The sequence below is a fragment of the Methylosinus sp. PW1 genome (assembly GCF_000745215.1).
Taxonomy (GTDB): domain Bacteria; phylum Pseudomonadota; class Alphaproteobacteria; order Rhizobiales; family Beijerinckiaceae; genus Methylosinus.
The window spans coordinates 2067200-2083532 of the sequence record NZ_JQNK01000009.1 but is presented as its reverse complement, the minus strand read 5'-3'; the positions used below and the strand labels follow the sequence as shown (position 1 = coordinate 2083532).

12 protein-coding genes and 1 tRNA gene are annotated in these 16333 nt (G+C 64.6%); 8 read left to right on the top strand and 5 right to left on the bottom strand.

The window, feature by feature from the left end; all coding sequences use genetic code 11:
- The first annotated feature begins 46 nt into the window (after nucleotides 1–46).
- On the top strand, nucleotides 47–1774 hold the full coding sequence (gene rpsA, locus K369_RS19490; RefSeq protein ID WP_036293463.1) for a 30S ribosomal protein S1: 1728 nt from the start codon (nucleotides 47–49) through the stop codon (nucleotides 1772–1774).
- Nucleotides 1775–1995: 221 nt separating this feature from the next.
- Here rpsA and K369_RS19485 read toward each other — a convergent pair whose 3' ends face one another.
- Together K369_RS19485 and K369_RS19480 are read right to left on the bottom strand one after the other, a co-directional pair.
- Nucleotides 1996–3714, bottom strand: coding sequence for an ATP-binding protein (locus K369_RS19485; protein WP_036293461.1), 1719 nt, complete (start codon nucleotides 3712–3714; stop codon nucleotides 1996–1998).
- On the bottom strand, nucleotides 3711–5321 hold the full coding sequence (locus K369_RS19480) for a SagB/ThcOx family dehydrogenase (protein ID WP_198033163.1): 1611 nt from the start codon (nucleotides 5319–5321) through the stop codon (nucleotides 3711–3713). The genes K369_RS19485 and K369_RS19480 overlap by 4 nt, the downstream gene beginning before the upstream one ends.
- A gap of 212 nt (nucleotides 5322–5533) precedes the next feature.
- Here K369_RS19480 and K369_RS19475 point away from each other — a divergent pair, with 212 nt between their 5' ends.
- The 4 genes from K369_RS19475 to K369_RS19460 all read left to right on the top strand — a co-directional run bounded on the left by K369_RS19475 (nucleotide 5534) and on the right by K369_RS19460 (nucleotide 11893).
- Complete coding sequence (locus K369_RS19475) at nucleotides 5534–5851, top strand: hypothetical protein (RefSeq protein WP_036293458.1); 318 nt, start codon at nucleotides 5534–5536, stop codon at nucleotides 5849–5851.
- A 303-nt stretch (nucleotides 5852–6154) separates the two neighbouring features.
- The gene (locus K369_RS19470; protein WP_036293456.1) at nucleotides 6155–7726 is read left to right on the top strand and encodes a 2-isopropylmalate synthase; all 1572 of its coding nucleotides are present in this window, start codon (nucleotides 6155–6157) and stop codon (nucleotides 7724–7726) included.
- Between the two features lie 231 nt (nucleotides 7727–7957).
- Nucleotides 7958–10684 carry an aconitate hydratase AcnA gene (gene acnA, locus K369_RS19465; protein WP_036293454.1) on the top strand — a complete coding sequence of 909 codons (2727 nt, stop codon included), beginning with the start codon at nucleotides 7958–7960 and terminating at the stop codon, nucleotides 10682–10684.
- Nucleotides 10685–10978: 294 nt separating this feature from the next.
- On the top strand, nucleotides 10979–11893 hold the full coding sequence (locus tag K369_RS19460) for a LysR substrate-binding domain-containing protein (RefSeq protein ID WP_036293452.1): 915 nt from the start codon (nucleotides 10979–10981) through the stop codon (nucleotides 11891–11893).
- Between the two features lie 17 nt (nucleotides 11894–11910).
- Here K369_RS19460 and K369_RS19455 read toward each other — a convergent pair whose 3' ends face one another.
- Nucleotides 11911–12495 carry a L,D-transpeptidase gene (locus K369_RS19455; protein ID WP_036293450.1) on the bottom strand — a complete coding sequence of 195 codons (585 nt, stop codon included), beginning with the start codon at nucleotides 12493–12495 and terminating at the stop codon, nucleotides 11911–11913.
- 240 nt (nucleotides 12496–12735) lie between these two features.
- Between K369_RS19455 and mepA the strand changes: the two genes are divergently transcribed.
- Nucleotides 12736–13650: a penicillin-insensitive murein endopeptidase gene (gene mepA, locus K369_RS19450; RefSeq protein ID WP_036293448.1), complete on the top strand. Its 915-nt coding sequence runs from the start codon at nucleotides 12736–12738 to the stop codon at nucleotides 13648–13650.
- A gap of 11 nt (nucleotides 13651–13661) precedes the next feature.
- Here mepA and msrA read toward each other — a convergent pair whose 3' ends face one another.
- Nucleotides 13662–14243, bottom strand: a complete 582-nt coding sequence (gene msrA / locus K369_RS19445; protein ID WP_156967985.1) for a peptide-methionine (S)-S-oxide reductase MsrA — start codon at nucleotides 14241–14243, stop codon at nucleotides 13662–13664.
- A gap of 73 nt (nucleotides 14244–14316) precedes the next feature.
- The gene (locus tag K369_RS19440) at nucleotides 14317–14652 is read right to left on the bottom strand and encodes a hypothetical protein (RefSeq protein WP_245278246.1); all 336 of its coding nucleotides are present in this window, start codon (nucleotides 14650–14652) and stop codon (nucleotides 14317–14319) included.
- A 170-nt stretch (nucleotides 14653–14822) separates the two neighbouring features.
- On the opposite strand from K369_RS19440, the gene K369_RS19435 reads away from it, so the two are divergent.
- A tRNA-Ser gene (locus K369_RS19435) sits at nucleotides 14823–14912 on the top strand.
- A 165-nt stretch (nucleotides 14913–15077) separates the two neighbouring features.
- On the top strand, nucleotides 15078–16133 hold the full coding sequence (locus K369_RS19430; protein WP_036295935.1) for an acyltransferase family protein: 1056 nt from the start codon (nucleotides 15078–15080) through the stop codon (nucleotides 16131–16133).
- The last annotated feature ends 200 nt before the right edge of the window (nucleotides 16134–16333 follow it).

Below are 16333 nucleotides of genomic sequence, written 5' to 3'. Positions count from 1 at the left end.
AACCCTATGCCGGCGCCGCGCCCGAAAGGGCATTCCAGGAGAACTCATGTCAACTGCAGCTGAGCGCGCCCCGTCGCGCGAGGACTTTGCCGCCCTGCTCGAAGAAAGCTACGGAGAAAACGAAGCTTTCGAGGGTTCCGTCATCAAGGGCCGCGTGGTCGCCATCGAGAAGGACGTCGCCGTCATCGATGTGGGCCTCAAGACCGAGGGCCGCGTCGCCCTCAAGGAATTCACTGGCTTCGGCCGCGACCCGGCCCCCAAGGTGGGCGAAGAGGTCGAGGTCTATCTCGAGCGCATCGAGAACGCGCTCGGCGAGGCCGTCATCTCGCGCGACAAGGCGCGCCGCGAGGAGAGCTGGGTCAAGCTCGAGAAGGCCTTCGAAAGCAATGAGAAGGTCGAAGGCGTCATCTTCAATCAGGTCAAGGGCGGCTTCACCGTCGATCTCGACGGCGCCGTGGCCTTCCTGCCGCGTTCGCAGGTCGACATTCGTCCGATCCGCGATGTCGGCCCGCTGCTGAACGTGCCGCAGCCCTTCCATATTCTGAAAATGGACCGCCGCCGCGGCAATATCGTCGTGTCGCGCCGCACCGTGCTCGAGGAGAGCCGCGCCGAGCAGCGTCACGAGATCGTGGCCAACCTCGAAGAGGGGCAGGTCATCGAGGGCGTCGTCAAGAACATCACCGATTACGGCGCCTTCGTCGATCTCGGCGGCATCGACGGCCTGCTGCATGTCACCGATGTGGCCTGGCGCCGCGTCAATCATCCGAGCGAGGTGCTCACCATCGGCCAGACCGTGCGCGTGAAGATCATCAAGATCAATCACGAGACGCATCGCATCTCGCTGGGCATGAAGCAGCTGCTCGAGGATCCGTGGCAGGGCATCGAGGCGAAATATCCGATCGGCGCCAAGTTCCACGGCCGCGTCACCAACATCACCGACTACGGCGCCTTCGTGGAGCTGGAGCCGGGGATCGAGGGTCTCGTCCACGTCTCGGAAATGTCCTGGACGAAGAAGAACGTGCATCCCGGCAAGATCGTCGCGACGAGCCAGGAAGTCGACGTTCAGGTGCTCGAGGTCGATCCGGTCAAGCGCCGCATCTCGCTCGGCCTCAAGCAGACGCTGCAGAATCCGTGGGAGGCCTTCGCCGAGAAGCACCCGCAAGGCTCCACCGTCTCCGGCGAGGTCAAGAACAAGACCGAGTTCGGCCTGTTCATCGGCCTCGATGGCGATGTGGACGGCATGGTCCATCTCTCCGATCTCGACTGGAACCGCCCCGGCGAGCAGGTCATCGAAGAGTATAAGAAGGGCGATGTCATCACCGCTCAGGTGCTCGACGTCGACATCGAGAAGGAGCGCATCTCGCTCGGCGTGAAGCAGCTCGCCAGTGATCCTTTCGCCTCGGTCGCCGAAGAGGGCGCAGGGGGAGAGGTGAAGAAGGGCGCTGTCGTCACCACCGAGGTGCTCGAGGTGAAGGAAGCCGGTCTCGAGGTGAAGATCCTCGGCACCGACCTCACCACCTTCATCAAGCGCAACGAGCTGGCGCGCGACCGCGCCGACCAGCGTCCCGAGCGTTTCGCTGTCGGCGAGAAGGTGGATGTCCGCATCACCCTCTTCGATCGCAAGGCGCGCAAGGTCGCCGTGTCGATCAAGGCGCTGGAAATGGCCGAGGAGAAGGAGGCGATCGCCCAATACGGCTCCGCCGATTCGGGCGCCTCGCTGGGCGACATTCTCGGCGCGGCCCTCAAGGCCCGCGAGGAAGCGCCGAAGAAGTAAGACGACGCGTAAACCTTCTCCCACTCGTGGGAGAAGGTGGCCCTCGCGTCAGCGAGGGTCGGATGAGGGTCCGTCGTGTCTCGTGGAAATCATGAGGACACGACGGATGCAAAGAAAAGGCGAAGCCGAGGTCGGACCCTCATCCGACCTCGCTTCGCGAGGCCACCTTCTCCCACAAGTGGGAGAAGGAAGCGCCCTTCCTCTCGAGACCTCGCCCGTTTCTACTCCGCGGCGGTCTTCAATTCCTCCCCGCGCACCACATCCAGCCCGCGGAAGATCGCGCAGCGCTGGAACACGGCGATGTCCGGCGAGACTTGCTTCTGATGGCAGAATTTCGCCGTCAGCTTGGCGAGGCCCTTGATGTCGCGGCCCGTCGCATAGGGGAAGACGGTGACGAGATCGTCGATCAGCGCATCGGCGAGCTTCAGCTCGAACTGATCCGACATCACGCGCCAGATGCGGCGCTTCGCGTCATCGTCCGGCGGGCTGTATTTGATGAGCGCGATGCAACGGGAGACGATCGCCTCGTCGATATCGTCGACGCGATTGGTCGTCAGGAACAGCAGGCCGTTGAAATATTCCAGCACGCGCAGGAACACGCCGACCACGGCGTTCATGGCGATATTGTCGTCGCGCCGCTTGATATAGACGTCGGCCTCGTCGATCAGCATCACCGCGCCCCAGCGTTGCGCGCGGGTGAGGATTTCCTTCAGCGCGGTCTCCATCGTCGCGACATTGAGGCCGAGCTGGCCGGAATGCACGCGATAGAGCGGCCGCTGAATGATCTCGGAATAGACTTCCGCCGTGAGCGTCTTGCCGACGCCGGGCGGGCCGGCGCAGAGCACTGTGGTGCCGCCCGACTTGCCGGCGACGATGTCGTCCATCAGCACGTCCATCTCGGCGGTCAGAATGTCGATGAGATCGGTCTGCTCGGCCGGCAGCACCAGCTTCTGCTTCAGCGCGGGCTTATATTCATAGAGCTTCATCTCGTCGACATGCACCCAGACATGGTGATGAAGATCGAGATGGAACATCAGAATGTACGGATGCACCGGAATGCGCTTGAACAAATGTTCCGGAATCTGCTGCTGCATCACAGCCAGCTCGTCCTCGACGGTGAACTTATTGCTCTTCGACGCTTTGCGAATGAAATTGCCGAGCACGTCGCCGGGCGATTCCAGCGTCAGGCTGCGCGCCGAGAGAATGGCCTCGTCATTGACGAGGCGGGCGTCGCCGCCGCTGGTCGACAGCACCACGACATCCTTGCGCGACCAATCCGTGTCGCGATGCGAGGCGTTGGGGTCCTCCGCGTGAAAGCCGGTGCCGCGGCCGGTGAACTGCTGGCCATAGCGGCCGCGCCAGTCGAAATAAGTCTCGGTGGCCGCATCGAAGGCTTCGACCAGCTCCGGCGTCTCGCGAATATAGCCCTTGGCGGCGAGGATCTCGTTGATCGTGCGCCCCGCGACCTCCGCCGCCATGATGCGGATGGCGTTGGTGGTCAGCACGCCCTTGGCGTTGGATTTCAGCTCGATCATCACCTTGCCCGCCTCGTCGTTGGAGGCCGGCACATAGTCGAAGCGGGTGATGACGTAAGGCAGAGGCTTGGAGGCGACGCTCGCCGTGAACAGCCAGCCGCGAATGGCGTCGGCGGTCAGATAACGCACCATCGCCGGCAGCACCTGCTCGAGCTCGGTGGCCTCGAAGCGCTTGCCGCCGGCCTTCAGCGCGTCGCGCAGCGTCGCGAGCTGCGCGGCGCGGGCGCGCATGTCCGGGCCGGCCGCGCGATAGAGCTCCTCGAGGAAGGTCAGCTCCTCGTCGGAGAGATGGGCGAAGTCGATTTCGACCCTGTCGCTGAAGCGCAATTGCTCGGCGAGCCCGGCGCGGGCCGGGAATCGCGCCATCAGCGATTCGACATATTGGCGTTCGATCTGAATATTCATCGCCGCTCTCGTCTGTCATCGGGATAGGGGGGAAGCGTCAGAATGCGCGTGTCTTCGACAGGCCCTCCGACGGTGAAGTGGTAGACGTCCTGGAACTGCATATCGCCCGGCGTCAGGCCCAGAAGCTCATGGACCGTGTCGTCGAAGAAGCAGCCGATGCCGGTGCCGGCGATCCCCGCCGCGGTGGCCCAGAGATAGAGAGCCTGGCCGATGAGGCCGGCCTCGAAATGCAGGCGCCGATAGGCGAAGGCGCCGTCCGCCGCCAGCGCGCGGTCGAATTCCGCGATCATCGCGACGCTGAAGCAGCCCTTGCCGGAAATGGGCTGGAGGCAGGCGAGCTTGGTCGCCTCTTTTTCCACCGAGCCGGCGTAGAGCCGATAGAGCGGCAGGCCTTCCAGCTCGACCAGCGACCATTCGAAGTCCTTGCGCGAGGCTTCGCGCAGCCGCGCGGCGACGTCGCTGTCGCGTTGCAGCGCATAGAGTCCGGGCTCCAGGCCATCGACGCGATGCACGAAGAGAATGAGCGTGATCGCCGCGCCCCAGGGGAAGGCGGAGAGCAGAGTGGATTCGCTCGGCAGCGTCGAGGCGATGAGCGCGGCGAAGGCCTCTCGCGAGATGGAGGTGGTTCCGTCCATCTTCTGCGCGCTGCGGCGCTTGCGCACGGCGGCGCCGATGGAGACGCCTTCGAAACCGGGCGCCGGCCATTGCGCGCGCGTCGGCGCCGGGGGCTTGGGCTGGCGTGGCTTGCGGCAGAATTGCCCGGCGAGATCGATGATCGGCCAGCCGTCGTGATCCTCGCTCAGCCGATTGGCCTGGCCGCGAAACTCGCGCGGCGCGTCGATGAGAGCGAAGAGATCGAGCGGCGTCGCCGGCCCCGGCTCGGTCGCGATCCACAACAGCAGATCGGGATGCTCCGGCTCGCGTCTGTGCCAGGCGTCGTCACGATCGAGGCCGATGAGCGCGGCGATCTCGCCGTCGGACGGATCGGCCAGCGCCTGCGCCCGCCAGCCGAGCGCGGCGGCGGCCTGAGCGACGGCGCCGATCGCATGGCCGGCGTCGAGCTGGCAGTAGCGAAAGGCGCGCTCGCCATATTTCCACGCCTCGCGCCAGGGAATGGAGGAGAGCGCGAGCAGAAAGCCGCCCTTGGGCAGCACGCGCGGCGCCGTATAGGTCGCGCGCTCCTCGAGCGCATGCAGCAGCGGCGCATAATGATAGAGCGCGGCGCCGGCCCCGAGCCCCTCCACCGCATCCAGCAGCACATAGGATTCGGTGGGATGCAGATTGCCGGAGGAGGGATTGTTGCGCAGCGCCCAGGTCGAGCCCTCATAGCTCTTCCACGCGCTTATGCCGAAGGACAGCTCGAGGAACAGGCCGAGGGCGCGAAGATCGAGCGCCGCCGGCTGCGGCGCCGGGCCGGGGAAGGCGGGTGTCTCCTCGATGATGGGCAGAGGCGTCTGCCGCACGCCCTCGAAGAGGCGGAAGGGCGAGGGCTGCGACGTCCAATCCAGAAAGCCCGGACCCATCGCATAGCGGTTCGGCGCATGCTTGGTGCGCCTATGGTAGCCGCGAATATCGGTCGGCATGGCGTCGCGGTCGTCGAAGCTCATTTGCGCTCCCGCTCCCCGCCGCAGGAGGCGGGGAAGGTATGGATTTTGATTGTCGGACGCTCGATCGGATCCCGACACGTGGCTTCGAGGGATTCAAGGATCGTGCCTTGTTCGCTGCGCCGCAAAAAAATGATCGGCGCCAGCAAAATCAGTCTGATAGTTAAATGCAGCCGTGTCGGTTTGGGAACGGCTCGAACAATAGGAGCCTACCGATGTCGCAAATTGTCGAAGTCGCAGCCGCCGATCATCGGCATTTTGGCGCATTGGTGACGATTCGCGTGGGCGAGCAGCCGCTGCGGCGGCTGACCCCGAACGAGGCCGGCATTCTCTCCCGCGCGCTGGCGGCGGTCGCCAATGGCTCCAGCGCGGAAAAGACCATTTTCATGAGCCCGATCGCCAGCGATCACGAATTCGAGGCGCAGGTCCAGGACGATGGCGTCACGGTGAAGGCCACGGACGGGCCGGAGATATTTCTGGACTGGACGCAGACCCGCATATTGGCCGAAGCGCTGGCGAAGCTGGCGGGCTGAGGCGGGCTTCGACCCGCTCGCGCGCTCATGCTTGCAACTCGAGCCGAAGGCGCGTATTTTCATGCCCAGATCGGCGCAGCGCCGATGAGACCGAGGAACTGAGCTTTGGCGGCAACGGCCACCATCACGAAAGACGCGGCGCGCTCCTCGGCGCTCGCCTCCGCGCGTCTTCTTTCGAGCCTGCTGCTTCTTAGTCGCCCCTGAACGCCCCCAGGGCCGCCCGGCCCAGGCATTCAGGGGAAGCCGAGCTAAGACGAAACGAGAGCGCCCGCGAGCTCGGGCCGAGCAGTTCAGGACGAAGCCATGACCGACAATAATCCTTCCGCCGCCCGCGACGCCGATCGCGTCGTCATTTTCGACACCACTCTGCGCGACGGCGAGCAATCGCCCGGCGCCTCCATGACCTTCGAGGAGAAGCTCGAGGTCGCCGATATTCTGGACGAGCTGGGCGTCGACATTATCGAGGCCGGCTTCCCCATCGCCAGCCAGGGCGATTTCGAATCGGTGTCCGAGATCGCCAAGCGCGTGAAGAACGCGACCATTGCCGGCCTCGCCCGCGCCGCCGCCAAGGACATAGACCGCTGCGCCGAGGCGCTGCGTCACGCCCGCAACGCGCGCATCCACACCTTCATCTCCACCTCGCCGGTCCATATGAAATACAAGCTCCAGATGGAGCCGGAAAAAGTATTGGAGATGATCGCCTCCTCCGTCTCGCGGGCGCGCAATCATGTCGCGGACGTCGAATGGTCGGCCGAGGACGGCACGCGCACGGAACATGATTTCCTGTGCCGCTGCGTGGAGACGGCGATCAATGCGGGCGCGACGACGATCAACATTCCCGACACGGTCGGCTATTCCACGCCGCAGGAATATGAGGCGCTGTTCCGCATGGTGCGCGAGCGCGTGCCCAATGCCGACAAGGCGATCTTCTCGGTCCATTGTCACGACGATCTCGGCCTCGCGGTCTCCAACTCGCTGGCCGGCGTGCGCGGCGGCGCGCGGCAGATCGAATGCACCATCAACGGCATAGGCGAGCGCGCCGGCAACGCCGCGCTGGAAGAAGTGGTGATGGCGATGCGCACGCGTCCCGACGCGCTGCCCTATCGCACCAATATCGACGCCAAGCTGCTGACGCGCGCGTCGAAGCTCGTCTCGGCGGTGACGTCCTTCCCGGTGCAATACAATAAGGCCATCGTCGGCCGGAACGCCTTCGCGCATGAGAGCGGCATCCATCAGGACGGCATGCTCAAAAACGCGCATACGTACGAAATCATGACGCCGGAGAGCGTCGGCGTGTCCAAGACCTCGCTGGTCATGGGCAAGCATTCCGGCCGCCACGCCTTCAAGGAGAAGCTCAAAGAGCTGGGCTATGAGCTGGGCGAGAATGCGCTGGAGGACGCCTTCAAGCGCTTCAAGGATTTGGCCGATCGCAAGAAGCTCGTTTATGACGAGGATATCGTCGCGCTGGTCGACGACGAGATCGTGACCGCCAACGACCACATAAAGGTCGCGGCGCTCACCGTCATCGCCGGCACGGCCGGGCCGCAGACGGCGGCGCTGACCTTGGACATAGACGGCGAGAAGAAGACGCATCAGGCGACCGGCAACGGACCCGTCGACGCCATCTTCAACGCCATAAAGGCGCTGGCGCCGCATGAGGCCGCGCTCGAATTGTTCCAGGTGCATGCCGTAACGGAAGGCACCGATGCCCAAGCGGAAGTCTCCGTGCGTCTTTCGGAGGACGGAAAATCGGTGACGGGCCGCGGCGCCGATCCCGATACGCTGGTCGCTTCGGCGCGCGCTTATGTCGCTGCGCTCAACAAGCTGATCGTCAAGCGCGCCAAGACCAAGCCCGAGGCCATGAAAGCGGGCTGAAGGCGGCGCATTCATCTTGTTCGAGGGACGCGGCGACGCGTCCCTCGTTTCGTTTTGCCGGCTGGCCCGAAATTCTCTACAAGGTTCGCGGATGGCGCGACGTCCCGTCATTGCGAGGAGCGAAGCGACGAAGCAATCCAGAGCCGTGGCCCACGGCTCTGGATTGCTTCGCTTCGTTCGCAATGACTTCTGTCCGCGCCTGTCATCGACTCCAAGCGAAGGAAGCGCGAAATGCCGTCACTCGACAGTTTCAAAGCCCTAGAGACGCTAAAGGTCGGAGACGACGCCTATCACTTTTTCTCGCTGAAGGCGGCCGAGGCCAATGGTCTCGAGGGCGTCTCGCGCCTGCCCTATTCGCTGCGCGTGCTGCTCGAGAATCTGCTGCGCAACGAGGACGGCCGCTCCGTCACCAAGGAGCATATCGAAGGCTTCTCGAAATGGCTGACCGAGAAGGGCAAGGCCGAGCGTGAGATCGCCTTCCGCCCCGCGCGCGTGCTGATGCAGGATTTCACCGGCGTTCCCGCCGTCGTCGATCTCGCCGCCATGCGCGACGCTTTCGTCGCATTGGGCGGCGATCCGCAGAAGATCAATCCGCTGGTGCCGGTCGATCTCGTCATCGACCATTCCGTCATCGTCGATGAATTCGGCACGAAGAAAGCGCTCGACGCCAATGTGGAGCTCGAATACGAGCGCAATGGCGAGCGCTATCGCTTTTTGAAATGGGGCCAGTCCTCCTTCGATAATTTCCGCGTCGTGCCGCCCGGCACGGGCATCTGCCATCAGGTCAATCTCGAATATCTCGCCCAGACCGTCTGGACGAAGAAGGAGAAGATCAAGACCGACGGCAAGAAGGAGACGATCGAATACGCCTATCCCGACACTCTGGTCGGCACCGATTCGCATACGACAATGGTGAACGGCCTCGCCGTGCTCGGCTGGGGCGTCGGTGGCATTGAAGCGGAGGCGGCCATGCTCGGCCAGCCGCTGTCCATGCTCATTCCCGAGGTCGTCGGCTTCGAGCTCACCGGCGAGCCGAAAGAGGGCGTCACCGCCACCGACATCGTGCTCACCGTCACGCAAATGCTGCGCAAGAAGGGCGTCGTCGGCAAATTCGTCGAGTTCTTCGGCAAGGGTCTGCCGCATCTCTCGCTCGCCGATCGCGCGACCATCGCCAATATGGCGCCGGAATATGGCGCGACCTGCGGCTTCTTCCCGGTGGACGAGGAGACGCTGGATTATTTGAAAATGTCCGGCCGCTCCAATTCGCGCATCGATCTCGTCGAGGCCTACGCCAAGGCGCAAGGGCTCTTCCGCGAGGCCGACACGCCCGACCCGGAATTCACCGACACCATCTCGCTCGATCTTTCGACCGTGGTTCCGTCGCTCGCCGGGCCGAAGCGCCCGGAGGGCCGCGTCGCGCTCGAGGATGTCGGAACCGCTTTCGCGAGCGCGCTCGCGAGTGAATATAAGAAGCCCGGCGATGTGACGCAGCGCTTCTCGGTCGAGGGAACGAATTACGATCTCGGCCATGGCGATGTGGTGATCGCGGCGATCACCTCCTGCACCAACACCTCCAATCCCAGCGTGCTGATCGGCGCCGGCCTGCTCGCCGCCAACGCCCATGAGCGCGGGCTGAAGGTGAAGCCCTGGGTTAAGACCTCGCTCGCGCCGGGAAGCCGCGTCGTCGCCGAATATCTCGACAAGGCCGGCCTGCAGAAGGATCTCGACAAGCTCGGCTTCAATCTCGTCGGCTTCGGCTGCACCACCTGCATCGGCAATTCCGGCCCGCTGCCGGCGCCGGTCTCCAAGACGATCAACGATCATGACATCGTCGCGGCAGCTGTGCTGTCGGGCAATCGCAATTTTGAAGGGCGCGTCAACCCGGACGTGCAGGCGAATTATCTCGCCTCGCCGCCGCTGGTCGTCGCCTTCGCGCTGGCCGGCTCGGTCGCCAAGGATTTGACCAAGGAGCCGCTCGGCCATGACAAGAAGGGCGAGCCGGTGTTCCTGCGCGACATCTGGCCGAGCAACGCCGACATTCAGAAATATATCCGCAAGAATGTCACCCGCTCGCTGTTCCGCGACACTTATGCGGACGTGTTCGAGGGCGACAAGCATTGGCGCAAGGTCGATGCCCCCTCGGGCGAGACCTATAAATGGTCGGGCGGCTCCACCTATGTGCGCAATCCGCCCTATTTCGAGGGGCTGACCAAAGAGCCCAAGCCCATCACGGATATTGTCGAGGCGCGGATTCTGGCGCTCTTCGGCGACAAGATCACCACCGACCACATCTCGCCGGCGGGCTCCATCAAGGCCGCCTCGCCCGCGGGGCGCTGGCTCACCGAGCGCCAGGTTTCGCCGGCGGATTTCAACCAATATGGCACGCGCCGCGGCAATCATGAGGTGATGATGCGCGGCACTTTCGCCAATATCCGCATCAAGAACCATATTTTGCGCGACGACGCCGGCAATGTGCCGGAAGGCGGCGCCACCAAGCATTTCCCCGATGGGGAGACGCTCTCCATCTATGACGCCGCCGCGAAATACGCCGAGGAGGGCGCGCCGCTAGTCGTCTTCGCCGGCGCCGAATATGGCAATGGCTCCTCGCGCGACTGGGCGGCCAAGGGCACAATGCTGCTCGGCGTGCGCGCGGTGATCGCGCAGAGCTTCGAGCGTATCCATCGCTCCAATCTCGTCGGCATGGGCATTCTGCCTCTGACCTTCGAGCCGGGAACGAGCTGGGCCTCGCTCGGCCTCACCGGCGCGGAGAAGGTGACGATCCGCGGTCTCGCCGGCGACACGCTGGCCCCGCGCCAGACGCTTCATGCGGAGATCGTCTATCCCGACGGCAAGCAGGTGAGCGTCCCGCTGCTGGCGCGCATCGACACGCTAGACGAGCTCGAATATTTCAAGAATGGCGGCATTCTGCCCTACGTGCTGCGCCAGCTCGCCGACTGACAAAGGCGGCGCCTCGACGTTCTCTCCTTCTCCCACTCGTGGGAGAAGGTGGCCCTCGCGTCAGCGAGGGTCGGATGAGGGCTCGAGGGACCGCTCGAGCTGCGGAAAAGCGCGAATGCTGCGAGGACCCTCATCCGACCCCGCTTCGCGGGGCCACCTTCTCCCGTGAACGGGAGAAGGGATCGTCTGTCCTGACAGATGAAATGAATTCATTCATCATCTTACGGCAAAGCTTTTGACAACCAGCGCATTCGCCTCCATGAGATGAATAAATCTCATCCATGAGAGGCGGCGATGCGGGCTCTGCCCTCGCTTGTGTCCTTGCGCGCTTTCGAGGCGGCCGCGCGGCGGGAGAGCTTCAAGCTCGCCGCCGCCGAGCTCGGCGTCACGCCGACGGCGATCAGCCATCAGATCAAAGGTCTCGAAACCGACCTCGGCCTGCGTCTCTTCACGCGCAAGGCCCGCGAGGTCGCGCTGACGCCGCAAGGTCTGGCGCTCTATCTCGATCTGCGCGTCGCCTTCGATTCCATGGCCGAGGCCATAGATCGCGCGCGGCGCCCGACCGAGCGCAAGCAGGCGGCGACCCTCTCCGCCACGGTCGCCTTCACCTCACGCGCGCTGGCGCCGCGCGCCGAATCTTTCCGCGGCCAGAATCCAGGCTGGGATTTGCGGCTGCACGCCTCCGACCGTCCGGCCAATCTGCGCGCCGGCGAGGCGGACGCGGCGATCCGCTGCGGCGTCGGCCAATATTCCGGCCAGGTGGCGACGCCGCTGTTCACCGATCGCTATGCGCCCGTATGCAGCCCGCGGCTCGACATTCGCCGCCCCAAGCATCTCGCCGGCGCGACGCTCATTCACCGAGAATGGGGGCCGCACGCCAATGGCCCGCGCCTGGCGAGCTGGCGCCGCTGGGCCGATGAGCGCGGCGCGAAGAGCTTCGACCCGGAGGTCGGAACCGTCGTCGCCGACGAGGAGAGCGCCATACGCGCCGCCGTCGCCGGTCAAGGCGTGGCGCTGGCCAGCCTGCCGCTGGTCGCAGCCGAGCTCGCCTCCGGCGCGCTGGTGCAGCCCTTCGGCCCCGTGCTCGACGGCCTGCAATATGACTTCGTCCATCCCCTCGGCGCGGAAGACCGGCCGGCGGTCGCCGCGCTGAAGGATTGGGTCGTCGCCGAATTCGCCGCCGAGCCGTCCAGCCTGTCGCGCGGCTGAAAATCAGCCGCGAAGCGTCAGTTGCCGAAGGGGCTCGTCATCGGCGCCGACTGCCAGCTCTTCACGCTGGTGACGGAGCGATAGCGCTGTCCCGGACCATAGGCGAGCGCATGGGAGCGATGCGGCCGATGCAGGCTCGCGACATTGGTCCGATGCGGCTTATGGGCGGCGTAGCGCGTCGCCGGCGAGGAGCCGGTGATGGATATCTGCGCGCCCTCCTCCTGCACCAGCTTGTAGAGCGTCGCGGCGTTGGCCGGGGAGACGCGCACGCAGCCATGCGAGGCGGGACGGCCCAGCGCGCCGGTCGCATAGGTGCCGTGGATCGCATAGCCGCCGCTGAAGAAGATCGAATGCGGCATGGGCGACATGTGATATTTGCGCGAATAATGCATTTTCTGCAGGCCGGTGGGCGCATAGGTGCCGCGCGGCGTCACATAGCCCGCGCGAGCGGTCGAGACCGGCCAGCTATAGGAGCCCTTGGAGGACTCGACCTGCATTCTCTGGGTGGAAAGATCGATATGGATTTGCACGGTCGCCTGCGCCGCGCCGATCGATGCGAACATCGCAACGAGAACGAGCCCGAGGGCTTTGAAACAACGCATCACAACACTCCCCCACGAACACGAGACACACGCCGCACAGTTAGGGCGGCATAAAATGGCGCCTCCTACCTAGGGGCAATCTATATCCGACGGTAAGGTTGACGCGAAAGCCAAAAAACGAGGCGAATCGATTCGCCTTCTCTTTCCGATGCTGCGCGGACTGGCGAAAAGACCGAAAAGCGCCCAGAATCTGTCCGATTCTCGCTTCCGCTCCCTCACTTCGCCACGAAAGCCGCAGAAATGATCCTGCAAAGATCGGCCGCACTGGTTCTCTGGCTCGCCGCGATCGCCCCGGCCTTCGCGCAGGACAAGGGCACGCTGGACCCCAAGCCCTTGCCGCCTCTCGCCCATCCAGACGATCCCGCGACGCCCGCCAAGGAGCTCTTCGGCCGCGCGACGAGCCCCGCGCCGCTCGATCCCGATCCGATCGGCTTCTATTCGCACGGCTGCCTCGCCGGCGCCGAGGCGCTGCCCGTGAACGGCCCGAATTGGCAGATCATGCGCCTGTCGCGCAATCGTTTCTGGGGCCATCCGGCGCTCATCGGCTTTCTGCAGCGCCTCGCCCCGGCGGCGTCGCAGGCCTCCGGCTGGCCGGGCCTGCTCATCGGCGATATTTCGCAGCCGCGCGGCGGCCCTATGCTCACCGGCCACGCCTCGCATCAGATCGGCCTCGACGCCGATATTTGGCTCACCCCCATGCCGCAGCGGGAATTGTCCCGCGCCGAGCGGGAGGAGACGTCCGCCACCGACATGGTGCGCGAGGATCGGCTCGATATCGATCCCAATGTGTGGACCGAGGGCCATCTCGCCGTTCTGCGCACGGCGGCGCGCGCGCCGGAGGTGCAGCGCATCTTCGTCAACGCCGCCATCAAAAGGGCGCTGTGCCGGCAGGCGACGGGCGATCGCTCCTGGCTCGCCAAGGTGCGCCCCATGTTCGGGCACAATTACCACTTCCACATCAGGCTCTATTGCCCGAAGGACGCGGAGAGCTGCAAGGATCAGGACCCCGTGCCGGCGGGCGACGGCTGCGATTCATCCCTGGCCTGGTGGTTCACCGACGAGGCGCTGCACCCCAAGAAATCCACAAAGACCTGGCCGCCCATGACCATGGCCAAGCTGCCCGGCGAATGCCGTGAGGTGTTGAAGGCGCGATAGATGAGCTGAATTCAGCCCGGATCGACGCCGAGCCCCACGGGGCAGGCGACGCCCGTGCCCCCCAGGCCGCAATAGCCGTCGGGGTTCTTGGCCAGATATTGCTGGTGATACTCCTCGGCGTAATAAAAGCGCGGGGCCGGGGCGATCTGCGTCGTGATCGGCCCGAAGCCTCGGCCCGCCAGCGCCTCGCCATAGGCGCGCTTGGACGCCTCGGCGATCCGCAGCTGCTCGTCGGAATAGCAGAAGATCGCCGAGCGATATTGCGTGCCGACGTCATTGCCCTGCCGATTGCCCTGCGTCGGGTCGTGGCTCTCCCAAAAGACGCGCAGCAACTCCTCATAGGAGATTTTCGCGGGGTCGAAGACGACGAGCACCACTTCCGCATGGAAGGTGCGGCCCGTGCATACCTCTTTATATGTGGGGTTTTCCGTGGTCCCGCCGGCATAGCCGACCGCGGTCGTGTAGACGCTCTCGCCGAGCTTCCAGAAGCGACGCTCCGCGCCCCAGAAGCAGCCGAGGCCGAAGACGGCCTGTTCCAGTCCCGGCGGAAACGGGCCTTCGATCGGATGATGATTGACGAAGTGATCGGTCATTTTTGTCGACCTTTCGCTCGAGATGGGCCGAGACCCCGATATGGCGCCCGCGGCGCCGGCGGCGAAAGGGCGTTCAGCGGAGCGGATAGTCGATCGGCCGGCGGCGCTTGCGGCTCAATGCAATGAGCAGGCCGCCGAGGCCGGTGAGCGTGAGGCTCAAAGGCGCGAGCAGCAGAGCGAAGACGACGGAGCCCCAGATTTGCGGGGCTTTCTGCTCCAGCGCGATACGAAAGGCCTTCATCTGCGCCGGAAAAAGATCGGTTGCGCCTTCGCTGAGCGGGGTGACATGCAGCCCGTCCCCGGCCAGCGAGCGTGTGCCGTCGACGATGAGGGCCGCGAATCCGCCGGCCAAAAGGAGGAGACCGAGAAATCGGACGATCAATCGCAGCATGGCGCTTTCGAGCCCCAAGGGAAGGCTCCTGAATAGAATGCGCCGGGCCGTCTGTCCACGCCGGGCCGCCACGAGGCGAGAGAATGTCGCTTCGGCGTGGATTTCCCTACGGAAAGATTTGCACTCTGGCCGCTTGTGAATATAGTGCGCGCCGATCCAGGGCCGATTCCGAGCCGGCCAGGGTCGTTGGAGGGGTGGCCGAGTGGTTGAAGGCGCACGCCTGGAAAGTGTGTATACGGGAAACCGTATCGCGGGTTCGAATCCCGCCCCCTCCGCCATTTCTCGTCGCCCCTGATCGCCCTTCGCCGAATGAGCGCGTCGCCCGCGGGCGAGCTGCGCCTTATGCGGAGACTTCCGTAACTTTCCTCGGCTATCCAGCGAATTCGCTCCGCGAAGCGCGCGCATTTCTGCTGCGTCCGCCAGCGGCGTGGAGGTGGGCGCCGATGAGAGAAGCTCGGATCGCGTGGATCGATAATGCGAAAGGGATCAGCGTCATCCTCGTCGTCATGATGCACTCCGCGCTCGGCGTCGGGGAGGCCATGGGGGGCGAGGGGCTGCTGCATTGGCTGGTGGCTTTCGCCAAGCCGTTTCGCATTCCCGGCTTCTTCTTCATCGCCGGGCTGTTTCTGTCGCGCGCCATCGATCAGGACTGGCGGAGCTATCTCGACAAAAAGGTCGCGCATTTCGCCTATTTCTATTGTCTTTGGCTTTTCATCCAATGGCTGTTCAAAAGCGCGCTGCGGCCGGGCGCCGATCCGCTGACCGCGCTCGGGCAATTGGCGCTCGCTTTGGTCGAGCCGTTCGGAACCCTGTGGTTCATCTATCTGCTGCCGATCTTTTTCGTCGCGACCAAGCTGCTGCGCTTCGTTCCGCCGCCGCTCATGCTGCTGGCAGCCGCTGCGCTGGAGGCGGCGCCGATCGAGACCGGCTGGGCCGTTCCCGACGAATTCGCCGCGCGCTATCTCTATTTTCTGTCCGGCTATCTTTTCGCGCCGCGGGTCTTCGCTCTGGCCGAATCGGCGCGGCGTTATCCCCGCGCGGCGCTGTGCGGGCTGCTCGGCTGGGCGATGGCCGATGCGGCTCTCGCCTTCTCGCCCACGCCCTTCGCCGATTATCCGACGCTCGCCTCGCTGCCGCTGATGAGCCTCGCCGCGGGCTTCGCCGGCGCGGCGGCGGTCGTCGCCGCAGCCGCTCTGCTCGCCGATCTTCCCTCGATGGAATGGCTGCGATATTGCGGCGCCAATTCGCTGGCCATTTATCTCGGCTTCTTCCTGCCGATGGCGGCCGCCCGCAAGCTCATCGTCGATCGTGATCTCGTGGCCAGCGTAGGCCTAGCCTCGCTGATCGTCACAGTGGCCGGCGTCGTCTTCCCGCTGCTGCTGCATCGCGTGACCGAGCAGGGCCGATTCCGCTTTTTGTTCGAGAGGCCCCGGTCTTTCCGGCTCGCGCCCCTCGAGACGCGCGCGGCCGAGCGTTCCGCGCAGCAGAAGGCGGCCTAGAGGCGGAAGTTTCGATATGTTGGGAGAAGGACGCTGTCGGCCTCGAGGCAGACAGCGAGAAAGCGCCCAGAGGGCTTCGCCTATCATCTGAAGCGATGATTTCTGGAGCGGGCGAAGGGATTCGAACCCTCGACCCCAACCTTGGCAAGGTTGGGTGTATCCTACGACGAAGCCACCTCGTCTTCTCCTGATTGCGATAA